The organism is Bacillus sp. MAG717A (assembly GCF_036884855.1).
Taxonomy (GTDB): domain Bacteria; phylum Bacillota; class Bacilli; order Bacillales; family Bacillaceae; genus Bacillus; species Bacillus safensis.
This window is the reverse complement of the sequence record NZ_CP145733.1, coordinates 306,428-320,403: the sequence shown is the minus strand read 5'-3', so window position 1 is coordinate 320,403 and position 13,976 is coordinate 306,428. Positions and strand designations below refer to the sequence as shown.

The window sequence follows — 13,976 nt, the reverse complement described above, 5'->3', positions numbered from 1 at the left end:
AAAAAGGAGAAGAATTCATGAAATTTGCAGTTTCTTCAAAAGGGAATTCTGTATCTGACACGCTCAAAAGTAAAATTCAGACCTACTTATTGGATTTTGGCATGGAACTAAATGAAGAGGAACCGGATCTTGTCATTACGGTTGGTGGAGACGGCACCCTTCTTTATGCCTTTCACCGCTACAGCAGCCGTCTGAATGAAACAGCCTTTGTCGGTGTTCATACAGGTCATCTTGGCTTCTATGCTGACTGGGTGCCGAGTGAAATTGAAAAACTCGTCTTAGCTATTGCAAAAACGCCTTATCATATTGTGGAATATCCGATCTTAGAAGTCATTGTCAGATACAACGACGGCGGCAGAGAAGAGAAATATTTAGCAATGAATGAATGTACGATTAAAAGCATGGAAGGGACACTTGTGGCCGATGTTGAAATCAGAGGCCAGCTGTTTGAAACATTCAGAGGTGACGGCCTTTGTTTGTCTACTCCATCAGGCAGTACGGCCTATAATAAGGCACTTGGAGGCGCCATTATTCATCCTTCCATTAGAGCCATTCAGCTGGCAGAAATGGCTTCAATCAACAACAGAGTGTTTCGGACGGTCGGTTCACCGCTTATTTTGCCTGACCACCATACTTGTGTGATTAAGCCGAGAAATGATGTCGATTTTCAGGTGACCATTGATCATTTGACGCTGCTCCATAAAGACGTCAAATCCATTCAATGCCGGGTGGCAGATGAGAATGTCCGTTTTGCTAGATTTAGACCGTTTCCGTTTTGGAAAAGGGTGCAAGATTCCTTTATCGGAAAAGGAGAATAAGAAAGAGGTTGTTCCCGCTGGAATACTTTACGTTAAACAAAACCATGACAGCCAAAGAAGAAGGGCTGCTTTTAAAGGAATATTTAATTGATCTTGGCATTTCGAAAAGAATGCTGACGGATATTAAGTTTGATGGCGGTGACCTCCTCATTAATGGAGAGCATGTTACCGTGAGATATGAGCTGCATGAAGGGGACAGGCTCACCATTTTATTTCCCGAGGAAAAAGTGAGTGAAGGGCTGAAGCCTGCACCGATTCCGCTAGATATTATATTTGAGGACGAGCATGTCCTTGTGCTGAATAAAAGGCCGTATATTCCATCGATCCCCTCTCGGGAGCACCCCGAGCACAGTATTGCGAATGGATTACTGCACCATTATGCTAAGCAGTCTGTTCGGCATACGGTTCATTTGGTGAACCGCCTTGATCGTGATACATCTGGTGTCATGCTTGTGGCAAAGCATCGCTATGCCCATAGCCTTTTATCAAAGGCGCAAAAGAGTGGAGCGGTTAAGCGCACATACAGAGCGTTTACACATGGCATGATCACAGAAAAACATGGAACCATCGCTGCAAAAATTGCCCGAAAAGGGGATAGTATCATCGAGCGTATGGTTGATGATACTGGGCAGGAGGCAGTGACGCATTATACCGTGCGAGCGGTAATCGCTGAGTTGAATATGTCAGATGTGTCTCTCTCGCTTGAAACCGGGAGAACACATCAAATTCGTGTGCATATGCAATTTCTTGGGCATCCGCTCATCGGAGATACGCTGTATGGCGGAAGGGCCGAGCGTATAGACCGGCAGGCACTGCATAGTGAGACCCTTGTGTTTCCTCATCCGATGACAGGTGAGCAAATGACATTTTCAGCTCCGCTTCCTGATGATATGAAATCATTGCTTTTTTAACAAGAGAAACCCGGTCACCTGCAGCGCAGGGCCGGTTTTTTATGATGTGAAATGCTGAAATCTTGACTCATCATAAGGCATGGATGAAGGAACGGATACCGTTTTAAGCTCAGGGTATGTGAGGGCAGACAGCTTGTTGCCAAATACGCAGCCTGTATCAATATTGACCGTTCTGCCAACGAATCGAGGCTCTTTCACAGGTGTATGACCGTACACAATCCACGGTTTTCCGTGATACTCCTTTGCCCAGTCCTTGCGAACAGGCCGTCCATCTGGCCATGTTTCTCCTGTGACGGCACCAAATAATAGATAGGACCGCATCTGTTTATTCGGCTTTTTCCCAATATCCTTTTCCTTCATCGCTGCATGTGCAATGATCAGCTCATCAGGAATGAGGACATCATAAAGCGGAGCCTTCTCGAATAACTGCCTAAATTCATGTGACAATTTGTTTTGTTCATGAATGGGCAGTTTTTTCATTTCGTTCACTGTCGTTTCGATGCCATGAAGCAATTTGACGGGATTTCCTTTTAAATAGCGATAAAGCTTAAAGCAATGGTTGCCAGGCACATAGCGGATTGCGCCGTGTGAATAGGCATGAATGACAAATCGCATGACGTCTACTGACTGAGGCCCTCGATCTGTTAAATCACCGACAAGGGCCAGCGTTCTCTTATCAGGATGGACGGGTAATCCCTGTTTGAGTTCGTATCCTAGTTTGTGTATGAGGGTAAGCAGCTCTTCGTAGCAGCCGTGGATATCGCCAATGATATCAAATTTCATAAGGTTTCCTCCTGATTTTTTTCATCCATTCGTCGGATATAAAGAAGTTTGAATTTTAGAAAATATAACGAATGGCTTTCATTTCATTTAGGCAATTGTTAGAATCAATGCTTTAACGTAAGACTTATAAAATTAAACATGAATGTTAGGAGGCTTTAGCCAATGGAGCATACATCTGTTTCATCACTCGTTGTCGTGATTATTGTCGCCTTTTTCACCCCTATTTTATTGCACCGATTTAAGCTGACCATTCCTGTCGTTGTAGCTGAAATCATCATGGGGCTCATCATTGGAAAAAGCGGTTTTCAATTGGTTGTCGAACATGATGCGTGGTTAGATACATTATCCATGCTCGGTTTTATTTTTCTGATGTTTTTAAGTGGACTTGAAATAGATTTTTCTTCTTTTGAGTCAAAGAAGAAAGCACGAGAACTTCCAAATGGTTTAAAAGAACCAAATACATTTAAAGCAGCCACCATTATTTTTCTTGGGGTATTTTGTATTTCTTTTATTCTGTCCTATGCGTTTGTACTCGCAGGGTTTATCCAAAATGCCTTTTTAATGACGCTCATTATCTCTACCATCTCATTAGGCGTAGTGGTTCCAACCTTAAAAGAGGAAAAGTTGATGCAGACGAATATCGGTCAAATCATTCTGCTTGTAGCTGTCATTGCTGATTTGGTCACGATGATTTTACTTGCAGTGTTTTCCTCCATTTATGGAGATGGAACAGGGAACATGTGGCTTCTGCTCTTATTATTTGCCGCAGGCATTCTTCTTTATTTATTTGGCCGCGTATTTAAGACAAAGTCAATTTTTCAGTCGATGTCAAAAGGAACCGTGCAAATTGGGACAAGGGCAATCTTTACTCTCATTATAGTCTTAGTTGCCTTATCTGAATCACTCGGGGCTGAAAATATTCTAGGGGCGTTTTTAGCTGGCGTGCTTGTGTCCCTTCTTTCGCCAAATAAAGAGCTCGTTCAGCAGCTGGACTCATTTGGCTACGGATTTTTAATCCCGATCTTTTTTGTAATGGTCGGAGTGGATCTGAATATATGGGCACTGTTTAAGGACCCAACGATTATGATCATGATTCCGCTGCTGTTTATTGCATTGCTTATGAGTAAACTCATCCCGATTCTTTATTTGAAAAAATGGTATGACATGAAAAAGGTCATTGGCTCCGGCTTTTTATTAACTTCAACGCTATCACTTGTCATTGCAGCTGCAACGATTGGTGAGCGGCTCGGTGTCATTGATCATAAAATGTCTGGAGCGCTGATTTTAGTTGCTGTGCTAACGAGTATTTTAACACCTGTTTGGTTTAAAGCGCTCTTTAAAAAAGAACAAGCGGCGAGCCATAAGAAGCGTGTGACCTTTATTGGCGCAAATCAGCTGACTTTACCTGTCACACTTGATTTGCATCAGGATGAATATGACATTCGGATTTTGCATGTGTTTCAAGAAAATAAGGAAGCACTGCTGGCAGACTCTATCTTTGAAGTCGAATCAATAGAACAATACGACGATGAGACGCTAAGAAAGGCAGGCGTCGGCCAAGAGGATGTCCTTGTCGTCGCAACAGGCAGTGAGACGAAAAATAAGGAAATTGCTTTATTTGCAAAAGAAGAAGGAGCAAAACAAGTCATTGCAAGTGTCAATAAAGCTGAGGCAGAGCTGACTTTGAAGGAAGCAGGTATTGATACGTTTTCTACTTTCCTTTCATCTAAAACGGTGCTAAGAGCTTTGATTGAAGCACCTGATGCGATTCGATTGCTAACAAATGAGGATTCTTCTTTGTATCAAATTCAAATGAACAATCATCGTTATCATAATGTCATGCTGAGAGAATTTCCTTTTACCGGTGATTTGGTATTTGTTCGGATTTTCAGAGGGGTAGACAGCTTAGTACCGCATGGAGATACGACACTTAGAAGCGGCGACCGTGTGCTTGTATCGGGCTCCCGGGAGTATGTGGCAGGACTAAGAGCCCAATTAGAATGACAATGAACCCTTGACCAATGAACAATTCCTGATTAAGATAGAGGTACAACATCATATATTTGATCCACTAGGGGAGTCCTTTAAAAGGGCTGAGATAAAAGTGTCGACTTTTAGACCCTCATTACCTGAACAGGTTCATACCTGCGTAGGGAAGTGGTGCGGTTTTTGACTATGCTTTTTACAAATTCCAAGCCACTTTCCACGCGGAAAGTGGCTTTTTTATATGGAAAAACAGGAGGAGAGGAACATGACGTTTTCAACAGAATGTAAAGAGGCTGCAGCAACATGGTGGAATGGAAGCTTTACGCATCCTTTTGTCAAAGGGATTGGGGATGGCACACTTTCACTCGATCGTTTCACCTATTACGTGATGCAGGATTCGTATTATTTAACTCATTTTGCAAAGGTGCAGGCATATGGAGCGGCGATTAGTGAGGACTTACATACGACGGGCAGAATGGCGTATCATGCACAGGGCACGTATGAAGCAGAGCTGTCGCTGCATAGGAAATTTACAGAGCTTCTGCAAATTTCTGATGAAGCCATTGAGAACTTTAAGCCTTCCCCCACTGCTTATGCGTATACCTCTCATATGTACCGGTCTGTAAAAAGCGGACGGTTTGAAGAGATTTTAGCCGCGTTATTACCTTGTTACTGGCTCTATTATGAGGTAGGTGAAAAGCTGAAACAAACAACACCTGACCATCCAATTTACCAAGAATGGATTTTGACATATGGAGGCGATTGGTTTAAGGAACTCGTTTTCGAACAGGTGAACCGCTTTGATGAACTAGCAGAAAAAGCACCAGAACATGTACGCGCCAATATGAAAGAAAATTTTGTGATTTCAAGCTATTACGAATATCACTTTTGGGAGATGGCGTATCAAAAAGAATTGTGGCAAACAGCATGCTTAGATGGGGTTGGTGCAAATGGAACTCCACGCAGTGACAAATGATTCGCTTCCTGCGGGTGAACTGATCAAACAAATAAAAGCCATTGCGTCTGAAGTGGATTTTATTCATATTCGGGAACGGTCTAAAACAGCAGGTGAGCTTGTTGATCTCGTGAAGAATCTCCTTTTAGAAGGTGTGCCGAAAGAAAAGCTCGTGATCAATGACCGAGTAGACGTGGCGCTGCTAACCAATATTCACAGGGTGCATCTTCCGGGCCATAGCTTTTCGCCAAAAGAGCTGCGAAGAAAATTCCCTCACCTTCATGCAGGGGTGTCCGTCCATTCGATAGAAGAAGCGAAAGCAGCAGAGAAAAATGGAGCAGAGTATGTCATGTTTGGGCACGTATATGACACCTCTTGTAAACCAGGACTTCAAGCAAGAGGTGTACAGCTTGTGAAAGAACTGACTTCTGCTCTAACAATTCCAGTGGTGGCCATCGGCGGGATGACCCCAGAACGAGTTCCAGAATTGAAACATGCTCATGTGAAAGGAATCGCTGTCATGTCTGGGATATTTACTCATCATCAGCCGCGTATGATGGCACAAGCATTTTCTGAAAAGGTAAAGGAGAATCCTTATGAAAAAGCATTATGACGTTGCAATCATTGGTGGTGGAATCATAGGGATGTCAATCGCCTATCACCTTGCAAAAGCAGGAAAACAGGTGGTCTTATTTGAAGCGAATGAGATAGGGAAGCAAACGACAAGTGCGGCTGCCGGGATGCTCGGTGCACATGCTGAAGGAGAGGGGCATGAGGATATTTTCTTTCAGGCAGGCAGAGCAAGCCAGGCATTATACGAAAAATTAAAGGTCGATCTTTTGCATGAATCAGGCATTGATATTCGGACTTCAGCAGGCGGCATCATGAAGGTCGCCTTTACTGAAGAAGAGAAGCAGGCCCTTTGCCGGATGCAGCATTTGTCTACATTTAAGTGGCTTGACGCAAGCAGCGTAAAAAAATGCATGCCTCAAGTAACAGATCACATGCTGGGAGCGGGTTTGATTGAAGAGGATGTGCATGTGGAGCCTTACGCTGTATGCAGGGCTTTGTGGCAGGCAGCGGTCCGCTACGGAGCAGATGTGAAAGAGTGTACACCTGTGATCGAAGTGAAGCGGGACAAAGAAGTGTTAACTGTCAGAACAACGAAGGGCACATTCACATGTGATGACCTGACAGTCGCAAGTGGTGTATGGTCTGGCCGTTTTTTTGAAGAGCTCGGATTATCGCATTCTCTTTATCCAGTAAAAGGGGAATGTGTGTCTGTATGGAATAATGGTCCGGCGCTCGCACACACCATTTATCATGATCATTGTTATATCGTTCAGCGAGATAGTGGAAAGCTTGTTATCGGTGCAACGATGAAGCCAAACGAGTGGCAGGCTGTTCCAACGCTTGGCGGAGTGGAAACTGTGATTCAAAAGGCGTCTCAGCTTATGCCTTCTATTAAAGAGATGCCGATTGAAGAGTGCTGGGCAGGCCTTCGTCCGGCGACAAACGACCGGCATCCCTATATCGGAAGACATCCAGAAGACAAGCGTATTCTTTTTGCTACAGGGCATTACAGGAATGGCATTTTACTTGCGCCGATTACTGGAGAAATCATTCGTGACCTCATATTAGACAAACCGGTCAAAGAGGAATGGCTTCACGCATTTCGTATTGGACGAAAGGAGGCACTATTCGTATGAAGATTCAATTGAATGGCAGAATCGTTGACTTCGATCAAGAGAATGGAACGATCTATGATCTTCTATCAGCCTATCAGCTTGAAAACCGTGTGGTGATCGTTGAAAAGAACCAAGAAATCATTGATAAAGAAGCGTTTCAACAAGAAGTAATTCAACCAAATGACACGATTGAAATCGTTCATTTTGTAGGAGGAGGATGATCCAATGCTGCACATTGGCGGAAAAACATTCACATCAAGACTATTACTCGGAACAGGGAAGTACCCATCATTTGAGGTTCAAAAAGAAGCGGTGAACGTATCGGAAGCCGAAATTTTAACCTTTGCTGTCAGAAGAATGAACATATTCGAAGCATCTCAGCCTAATTTTTTGGAGCAGCTTGATTTATCAAGATATACGCTGCTTCCGAATACAGCTGGTGCAAGTACAGCAGAAGAAGCAGTGCGTATTGCCCGTTTAGCAAAGGCTTCTGGGCTGTGTGACATGATCAAGGTAGAAGTCATTGGCTGTTCAAGGTCTCTTTTGCCAGATCCAGTTGAAACATTAAAAGCATCTGAAATGCTGCTCGAAGAAGGATTTATCGTACTGCCATATACATCAGATGATGTGGTGCTGGCAAGAAAATTAGAAGAACTCGGTGTCCATGCCATCATGCCTGGTGCTTCTCCAATTGGTTCAGGCCAAGGCTTACTAAACCCTTTGAATCTCTCATTTATTATCGAGCAGGCGAAGGTGCCGGTCATTATTGATGCTGGCGTAGGTTCTCCGAAGGATGCAGCTTATGCGATGGAGCTTGGAGCTGACGCAGTATTACTAAATACCGCTGTCTCTGGTGCAAAGGATCCTGTGAAAATGGCAAAAGCAATGAAACTGGCGATTGAATCAGGAAGACTAGGCTATGAGGCAGGACGTATTCCGCTGAAAAACTATGGGACAGCGAGTAGTCCACAGGAAGGAATGCCTTCATTTTGAGCACTCGTTATTCACGCCAAGAGCTTTTTCAGCCTATTGGAATAGAGGGACAAAAGCGGCTAAATGACTCAAAGGCGGTCATTATTGGAGCGGGGGCACTTGGAACGGCTAGTGCAGAAATGCTCGTTCGTGCCGGCGTTGGATCTGTCACTATTTTGGACCGAGATTATATTGAATGGAGCAATCTTCAGCGCCAGCAGCTTTACACGGAGCAAGACGTGAAGGATCGGCTGCCAAAGGCTGTGGCGGCTGAAAAAAGACTCAAGCAAGTAAACAGTGACGTGCACGTCAAAGGCATCGTGATCGATGTGACTGCTCACAATATTGACGAACTGGTCAGCGGAGCTTCGATCATTGTCGATGCAGCGGATAATTTTGAGGTAAGAATGATTGCAAATGATGCCGCTGTCAAACACCAAATTCCGTTCCTTTATGGGGCCTGTGTAGCCAGTTATGGTATTCAATTTACTGTGATTCCTGGTGAGACGCCGTGTTTACACTGTCTGCTTGAACATTTACCTGCACAAGGTATGACTTGTGATACAGCAGGTATCATTAGTCCAGTTGTGCAGCAGGTGGCCGCATATCAAGTGGCAGATGCACTTAAATATTTAACAGGACATCAAGTGACGCCAATATTAAAATCCTTCGATTTATGGAAAAATGAACGGTCTGACATTCGGTCGACTGCATCTTTAAAGAAGAAGCAATGTCCAAGCTGTGGACTGAAGACGTATCCATTTCTTTCATATGACAAGAGAGCGAAGGCAGATGTACTATGCGGCCGCAATACGGTACAAATTCGCAGTGCAGCAGAAACCCCGCCGCCTTTACATGAAGTAGCTCTTCGGTTAAAGAAAGCAGGGATGGATGTGCTTGAAAATCCATATTTGCTTTCATGTCAAAAGGATGAATTTAAGCTTGTCTTATTTAAAGATGGCAGAGCGCTTGTTCATGGAACCAATGATATTGCCAAAGCAAGAACGATTTATCATCAATGGATTGGCTAATGAGAGGTGTGAAGAAATGACGATCAAAAAAGCATTCACAATCGCGGGTTCTGATTCTGGCGGCGGAGCAGGCATTCAGGCAGATTTGAAAACTTTTCAGGAGCTCGGTGTGTATGGAATGTCTGCAATCACAGCGATTACTGCGCAAAACACACTAGGTGTTCACGGGATATACCCGCTTTCAATTGAGGCGTTAGAGCGTCAAATAGATATAGTGGCAGAAGATTTACTGCCAGATGCCGTCAAAACAGGGATGCTGTGGAGTGCAGACATGATCAAGATCGTAGCGGAAAAAACGGTTCAATATAATATGAAGCTGATTGTAGATCCAGTCATGATCGCAAAAGGAGGAGCCTCTTTATTAAATGAAGATGCGGTCGCTGCGATGAAAACACACTTGCTGCCTGTGAGCTATGCTGTAACGCCGAATCTTCCTGAGGCAGAAGTACTGTCAGGTTTACGTATTCAGACGAAAGAGGATCGCTATCTGGCAGCAGAGCGCCTTTATGAGCTCGGTACGAAACATGTCGTGATCAAAGGCGGCCATGGTCCATCTGAGGGGATGATTACAGACCTGCTGTATGATGGAAAAGGCTTTATTGAAATCACAAATGAACATATTGATACACCACATACACATGGCACAGGCTGCACGTTTGCAGCAGCATTAACAGCTGAAGTTGCGAAAGGTTATTCGATAAAGGAAGCCTTTGAAACAGCAGAAACCTTTGTCCATGAAGCGATCAAATTCCCTTTACGAATTGGATCTGGACACGGGCCTACGAACCATTTTGCTTATCAGCAAAACAGAATCAAACGTTAAGGGAATCGAACCGTCTTCCTTGTGAGGGCGGTTTTTTTGCGAAAATGAAACTTTCTTTCAGAGGAAATTGTCATTCTCTTATGATCTGTGATAATATTATGATCAGGTACTAATACTATGTCTTGAAAAAATAGGAGGCTTTATTACATATGAACTTTTCTTTAGAAGGCCGTAATATCGTGGTGATGGGTGTTGCCAATAAACGAAGCATCGCTTGGGGAATTGCCCGCTCACTTCATGAAGCTGGAGCTCGTTTGATTTTTACTTATGTTGGAGATCGTCTTGCTGAATCGGTAAAAGAGCTTGCAAGCACACTTGAGCGTGACGATTCAATTATTCTTCCATGTGATGTGACAAGTGATGAAGAAATCGAAAAATGTTTTGCTGAAATTAAAGAAAAAGTACAAGTCATTCATGGCGTTGCGCATGCCATTGCATTTGCAAATAAGGAAGAGCTTGTTGGCGAATACTTGAACACGAATCGTGAAGGTTTCCTTTTGGCGCACAACATTAGTGCATACTCATTAACTGCTGTAGCAAAAGCAGCACGTCCATTAATGACAGAGGGTGGAAGCATTGTGACGCTTACATACCTAGGCGGAGAGCGTGTTGTATCTAACTACAACGTAATGGGTGTAGCGAAAGCATCACTTGAAGCAAGTGTGAAATATTTAGCAGCTGATTTAGGCGCAGAAGGCATCCGCGTGAACAGTATTTCTGCTGGTCCAATTCGTACGTTATCTGCAAAAGGCATCAGCGGCTTTAATACCATTCTGAAGGATATTGAAGAGCGTGCACCGCTTCGCCGTACAACAACTCCTGAAGAAGTTGGCGATACAGCTCTATTCTTATTCAGTGATCTATCTCGCGGCATGACAGGTGAGAATCTGCATGTTGATTCTGGCTTCCATATCATTGCCCGCTAAACGAATACATGACTTGCAGCATACCGATGAAGGGTATGCTGTTTTTTTATTTTTCTTCTGATTTGAGCCCTCCGTTCATATATATAAGGAATGAATCATTCGGGAGGGATTAGTATGTCAAATAAAGGTGATGAGAATCAAAAGCCGCTGATGTATATTGTTCAGCCGAGCTATCATGAATCAAAGCCGGCCATGCAAAATATTGTGAGAAAGCGAAAAAAATCAGAAAAACAGTCAGAAAGTGATCACAATGCAAAAGGCGAGATCGAAGAAAGCACGCAGCAGGAGCCTGCGGTTCAAGAAATAGAGCAGAAAAAAGAAGCCGATCCGCCTGCACTTCAGCAAGATCGAGATATAAAACAAGAAGCCGAGTTTACAGAAGAACGAGAGATCGCACAAGAGGCTGAGCTTGCAGAGGAACAACAGAATACACAAGAAACCGAGCTTACACAGGAACAAGAGAACATACAGGAACCAGAGCTCATACAAAAGCAAGAGCCTCAGCAAGAAGAGGGGAACCAGCCAGAAGGTGTCTTTCATGAAACAAAAGAAGAACCAAGAAGAAAACGAGTGAAAAAGCCTTTAAGTCAGATGAGTATTGATGAAAAAGTCGATTTTCTCACAAGGCTGCCTCATAATATGCCAAGAGCTCTTTGTCTGATTGAAGCTGATGGTAAAACATATAGAGGAATCATTATGGATAGAAAAGATGATAATGTGATCATTCGTACAGCAGGCGGGGGGAATCCAGTCGAATTAGCGATTGCTGAGATTTCTTCCATCCACCCGCTTGGTTTTTAACAAAGAAAAAAAGTCCCATATAGGGACTTTTTTTGTTAGCAGTTACGGTTGATGAGTCTTGGGTTTAGGCATTCGATTGCGCAGAAGCAGTCAAGGTCTACTTCAATGCAATATTTTGATTTTTCTAATCGGAACACATCACATAAGGAATCTTTATCTGTAAAATCTAAAATATGACGGTCTTTGTCAAATGCGATAAGCAAGCTGAGAGTTGCGCAGTGATCAGAGATGTGTTCGACTCTGAAAAATGCAGTGCTGAAGCAAGGGCCTGGATCTACTTCTCCGACGTTTCCGAATGCGACGAATGGTTTTGATTTGGATGTAAAGAGAACAAATGGGACAGTGTCACCTAAAGAATGTGATGGAGAAAGGAGATTGCTGTAACAGCTGGTCGGGCAATCTTCTTCGACGGCATTTTGTAAGTCGTGAATGTTTTCAACAGCCTCTGCTACACAGTTCCATGAATGTTTGCGGCTCATATTCAACCCTCCTATACTAGGAAATTTGTTTGAGTGTTTGAGCACTGTTATCATCTACAAGCTATTTTTGCCGGTTCGCGCATCTACTTTTAACCAATGCGGAAGCGGCCGCTACTTCTGCCGACTGCTCCGCATAATTGGCTGTCATTCGTAAGGAAGGGGATGCTTTGACTCATGACAAGTTAGATGATCGGCCTGTTGATTTAGCCGTGGTGATGATGCTTTTTATCTTTCGATGGCATGACTCTGTCGACAAGCTCTGGGTTTAAGCATTGGATTGCGCAGAAGCAGTTTAAATCAACCTCAATACAAAAGTCCGTTTTTTCTAGACCAAAGAAGTCAGGGTCACAAGGGTGACACACGCTTAGCGTATGTCCGTGTACATCAACAGGTCTTAATACAGATAACGTAGCACAGCAGTCGTGTAATTTTTCAACCCGGAAGAAAATAGATTCGAAGCATTGGCAATCGTCAACGAATCCTCCAATGTTTCCGAAAGTAGAGAACAACCCGCCCTTTTTATCAAAAAGTAAAAACGGAATCGTATCTTTTCCAGAAACTGTTGGGCTTAATAAATTACTGTAGCAGCTCGTAGGACATTTATCTTCTACAGCTTCCTGCTCTGCTAAAATCTTATCAACCGCATCGCATACACAGTTTTCATCATGTCGGCCATGGTGTTTTCCGCAGCTCATGGATTTCAGCTCCTTTAACAAGGTATTTGACTTTAGTCCTTAACAACATATGTATGCGCCCTCTAGTTGGTGTGGGTAAATGACCATTTATATTTGCTGTATTTTTATAAAAGGAAAAGCAGAGCTTTTCGCTCTGCTTTTGGACATTAGAGGATACCGATTGCAACGATTGTCGCAACAAGAGTTTGTGTAAGTGTTTGGATTGCGATAGAGATGTCCGCATCGATTGTAGATACTGTAACGTTTCTTGAATTTTCGATGACAAGTTTTTGGCGGTTTGTTTGTTTGTGAGTAGCAGCTTGTAAGAGATCCTGCGTGACGCGGTCTGCCAAATCACCGTCTGCGATTGAGATGTTTGTAATCGTGATGATCGCTGTTTGAATCGCTACTTGGATAGATGCTGCAACCTGTGCATCGACAGAAGATACGTTAATGTCACAAGAGTCCCTAACGATAATGACCTCTTCAGATGTCTGCTTTGTGAAGCTTACTTGATCCAAATCTTGTAAGACATCTTCGTCATCATAATAATCGTCACAAAGTGCTTTTCTTTCATAGTTGCAATCGTCGTGGTATCTGTGGTGTCCGTGGTGTCCGTGGTGTGTACAGTTACGATCTAGAGCGACCCAAGAATATGGTTTAGAATCCATTTCTATTCCTCCTTCCGTTTACTTTATTAAATGCTGGAATGCGTTGTTTTGTCTCGGGCATTTACCCTAGCAGGCAACCCATTTTTATTTAATCGTTATTACGCTGCGCATTACGACGCTGCTGAATACGATTTCGAAGTGAATTTCGATTTGGACGTACTTTTGGTTCAGGCACTACTTCTTCTTGCTGTTTTGCTGCCTCAGCCTGCCTTTTTTTCTCCTGCTGCTGTTCTACGAAATCATTTGCTTTCTTTTGTAAGTCTTCGACTAATTTCAAAATCATTTTTCTTTGATCATCTGAAATTTTTGCTTTCTGATCATCAGTGATATTGTTTTTGTTTAACACATCACTGACAAGAAGACTTGTTAATGGATCAATATCCGTATTGATTTGAAACTCCTTTTTTTCGTTCTCTTCAGCCACGATGATTTCACCTCTTTCATACGTCATGTTAGAA

Annotated in this window: 17 protein-coding genes and 1 riboswitch; of the genes, 12 read left to right on the top strand and 5 right to left on the bottom strand. The window is 43.2% G+C overall.

All coding sequences use genetic code 11. The features are described from left to right. The first annotated feature begins 17 nt into the window (after positions 1 to 17). Both V6Z54_RS01750 and V6Z54_RS01745 read left to right on the top strand, forming a co-directional pair. Entirely contained in the window at positions 18 to 818 is an 801-nt protein-coding gene (locus V6Z54_RS01750) for an NAD kinase (RefSeq protein ID WP_041089854.1), read from the top strand. 17 nt (positions 819 to 835) lie between these two features. Further along, positions 836 to 1,729, top strand: coding sequence for an RluA family pseudouridine synthase (locus V6Z54_RS01745; RefSeq protein ID WP_338527957.1), 894 nt, complete (start codon positions 836 to 838; stop codon positions 1,727 to 1,729). 39 nt (positions 1,730 to 1,768) lie between these two features. On the opposite strand, the gene prpE is transcribed toward V6Z54_RS01745, so the two are convergent. After that, the gene (prpE, locus tag V6Z54_RS01740) at positions 1,769 to 2,512 is read right to left on the bottom strand and encodes a bis(5'-nucleosyl)-tetraphosphatase PrpE (protein ID WP_073979839.1); all 744 of its coding nucleotides are present in this window, start codon (positions 2,510 to 2,512) and stop codon (positions 1,769 to 1,771) included. A 162-nt stretch (positions 2,513 to 2,674) separates the two neighbouring features. Here prpE and V6Z54_RS01735 point away from each other — a divergent pair, with 162 nt between their 5' ends. The 10 genes from V6Z54_RS01735 (at position 2,675) to V6Z54_RS01690 (ending at position 11,694) form a co-directional block, all read left to right on the top strand. Further along, on the top strand, positions 2,675 to 4,516 hold the full coding sequence (locus V6Z54_RS01735) for a monovalent cation:proton antiporter family protein (protein ID WP_041089858.1): 1,842 nt from the start codon (positions 2,675 to 2,677) through the stop codon (positions 4,514 to 4,516). 59 nt (positions 4,517 to 4,575) lie between these two features. Further along, a riboswitch (TPP riboswitch) is annotated at positions 4,576 to 4,685 on the top strand. 78 nt (positions 4,686 to 4,763) lie between these two features. Then, positions 4,764 to 5,474 carry a thiaminase II gene (gene tenA, locus V6Z54_RS01730; protein WP_039177838.1) on the top strand — a complete coding sequence of 237 codons (711 nt, stop codon included), beginning with the start codon at positions 4,764 to 4,766 and terminating at the stop codon, positions 5,472 to 5,474. Beyond that, positions 5,449 to 6,066 (top strand): thiazole tautomerase TenI, encoded by a 618-nt coding sequence (gene tenI / locus V6Z54_RS01725; protein ID WP_039183061.1) that lies wholly within the window; start codon positions 5,449 to 5,451, stop codon positions 6,064 to 6,066. The genes tenA and tenI overlap by 26 nt, the downstream gene beginning before the upstream one ends. Then, positions 6,050 to 7,162 carry a glycine oxidase ThiO gene (gene thiO / locus V6Z54_RS01720; RefSeq protein WP_338527636.1) on the top strand — a complete coding sequence of 371 codons (1,113 nt, stop codon included), beginning with the start codon at positions 6,050 to 6,052 and terminating at the stop codon, positions 7,160 to 7,162. Before tenI ends, thiO begins: the two co-directional genes overlap by 17 nt. Further along, on the top strand, positions 7,159 to 7,362 hold the full coding sequence (gene thiS, locus V6Z54_RS01715) for a sulfur carrier protein ThiS (RefSeq protein WP_041089862.1): 204 nt from the start codon (positions 7,159 to 7,161) through the stop codon (positions 7,360 to 7,362). The genes thiO and thiS overlap by 4 nt, the downstream gene beginning before the upstream one ends. Before the next feature lie 4 nt (positions 7,363 to 7,366). Next, complete coding sequence (locus V6Z54_RS01710) at positions 7,367 to 8,134, top strand: thiazole synthase (RefSeq protein ID WP_034282033.1); 768 nt, start codon at positions 7,367 to 7,369, stop codon at positions 8,132 to 8,134. Further along, positions 8,131 to 9,144, top strand: a complete 1,014-nt coding sequence (locus tag V6Z54_RS01705; protein WP_041089865.1) for a thiazole biosynthesis adenylyltransferase ThiF — start codon at positions 8,131 to 8,133, stop codon at positions 9,142 to 9,144. Before V6Z54_RS01710 ends, V6Z54_RS01705 begins: the two co-directional genes overlap by 4 nt. A gap of 16 nt (positions 9,145 to 9,160) precedes the next feature. After that, a complete protein-coding gene (thiD, locus tag V6Z54_RS01700) occupies positions 9,161 to 9,967 on the top strand; it encodes a bifunctional hydroxymethylpyrimidine kinase/phosphomethylpyrimidine kinase (protein ID WP_305961094.1) in 807 nt (268 codons plus the stop codon). A gap of 149 nt (positions 9,968 to 10,116) precedes the next feature. Then, positions 10,117 to 10,893, top strand: a complete 777-nt coding sequence (gene fabI / locus V6Z54_RS01695; RefSeq protein ID WP_039177844.1) for an enoyl-ACP reductase FabI — start codon at positions 10,117 to 10,119, stop codon at positions 10,891 to 10,893. A 114-nt stretch (positions 10,894 to 11,007) separates the two neighbouring features. Then, on the top strand, positions 11,008 to 11,694 hold the full coding sequence (locus V6Z54_RS01690; protein ID WP_075611253.1) for a CotO family spore coat protein: 687 nt from the start codon (positions 11,008 to 11,010) through the stop codon (positions 11,692 to 11,694). 35 nt (positions 11,695 to 11,729) lie between these two features. On the opposite strand, the gene V6Z54_RS01685 is transcribed toward V6Z54_RS01690, so the two are convergent. The 4 genes from V6Z54_RS01685 to V6Z54_RS01670 form a co-directional block, all read right to left on the bottom strand. Next, complete coding sequence (locus tag V6Z54_RS01685; RefSeq protein WP_039177847.1) at positions 11,730 to 12,173, bottom strand: CotY/CotZ family spore coat protein; 444 nt, start codon at positions 12,171 to 12,173, stop codon at positions 11,730 to 11,732. Positions 12,174 to 12,376: 203 nt separating this feature from the next. Continuing rightward, positions 12,377 to 12,868, bottom strand: coding sequence for a CotY/CotZ family spore coat protein (locus V6Z54_RS01680; RefSeq protein ID WP_003211658.1), 492 nt, complete (start codon positions 12,866 to 12,868; stop codon positions 12,377 to 12,379). Positions 12,869 to 13,014: 146 nt separating this feature from the next. Then, on the bottom strand, positions 13,015 to 13,518 hold the full coding sequence (locus V6Z54_RS01675; RefSeq protein WP_073979836.1) for a spore coat protein: 504 nt from the start codon (positions 13,516 to 13,518) through the stop codon (positions 13,015 to 13,017). Between the two features lie 88 nt (positions 13,519 to 13,606). Beyond that, on the bottom strand, positions 13,607 to 13,942 hold the full coding sequence (locus tag V6Z54_RS01670) for a hypothetical protein (protein ID WP_041089937.1): 336 nt from the start codon (positions 13,940 to 13,942) through the stop codon (positions 13,607 to 13,609). Positions 13,943 to 13,976: the final 34 nt, after the last annotated feature.

Bases quoted from the DNA above. Each gene is read 5' to 3' on its own strand.
- V6Z54_RS01690 (WP_075611253.1), top strand. From the start codon at position 11,008: ATGTCAAATAAAGGTGATGAGAATCAAAAGCCGCTGATGTATATTGTT.
- tenA (WP_039177838.1), top strand. From the start codon at position 4,764: ATGACGTTTTCAACAGAATGTAAAGAGGCTGCAGCAACATGGTGGAAT.
- tenI (WP_039183061.1), top strand. From the start codon at position 5,449: ATGGAACTCCACGCAGTGACAAATGATTCGCTTCCTGCGGGTGAACTG.
- fabI (WP_039177844.1), top strand. From the start codon at position 10,117: ATGAACTTTTCTTTAGAAGGCCGTAATATCGTGGTGATGGGTGTTGCC.
- V6Z54_RS01680 (WP_003211658.1), bottom strand. From the start codon at position 12,868: ATGAGCTGCGGAAAACACCATGGCCGACATGATGAAAACTGTGTATGC.
- thiS (WP_041089862.1), top strand. From the start codon at position 7,159: ATGAAGATTCAATTGAATGGCAGAATCGTTGACTTCGATCAAGAGAAT.
- V6Z54_RS01675 (WP_073979836.1), bottom strand. From the start codon at position 13,518: ATGGATTCTAAACCATATTCTTGGGTCGCTCTAGATCGTAACTGTACA.
- V6Z54_RS01750 (WP_041089854.1), top strand. From the start codon at position 18: ATGAAATTTGCAGTTTCTTCAAAAGGGAATTCTGTATCTGACACGCTC.
- thiD (WP_305961094.1), top strand. From the start codon at position 9,161: ATGACGATCAAAAAAGCATTCACAATCGCGGGTTCTGATTCTGGCGGC.
- V6Z54_RS01685 (WP_039177847.1), bottom strand. From the start codon at position 12,173: ATGAGCCGCAAACATTCATGGAACTGTGTAGCAGAGGCTGTTGAAAAC.
- prpE (WP_073979839.1), bottom strand. From the start codon at position 2,512: ATGAAATTTGATATCATTGGCGATATCCACGGCTGCTACGAAGAGCTG.
- V6Z54_RS01710 (WP_034282033.1), top strand. From the start codon at position 7,367: ATGCTGCACATTGGCGGAAAAACATTCACATCAAGACTATTACTCGGA.
- thiO (WP_338527636.1), top strand. From the start codon at position 6,050: ATGAAAAAGCATTATGACGTTGCAATCATTGGTGGTGGAATCATAGGG.
- V6Z54_RS01735 (WP_041089858.1), top strand. From the start codon at position 2,675: ATGGAGCATACATCTGTTTCATCACTCGTTGTCGTGATTATTGTCGCC.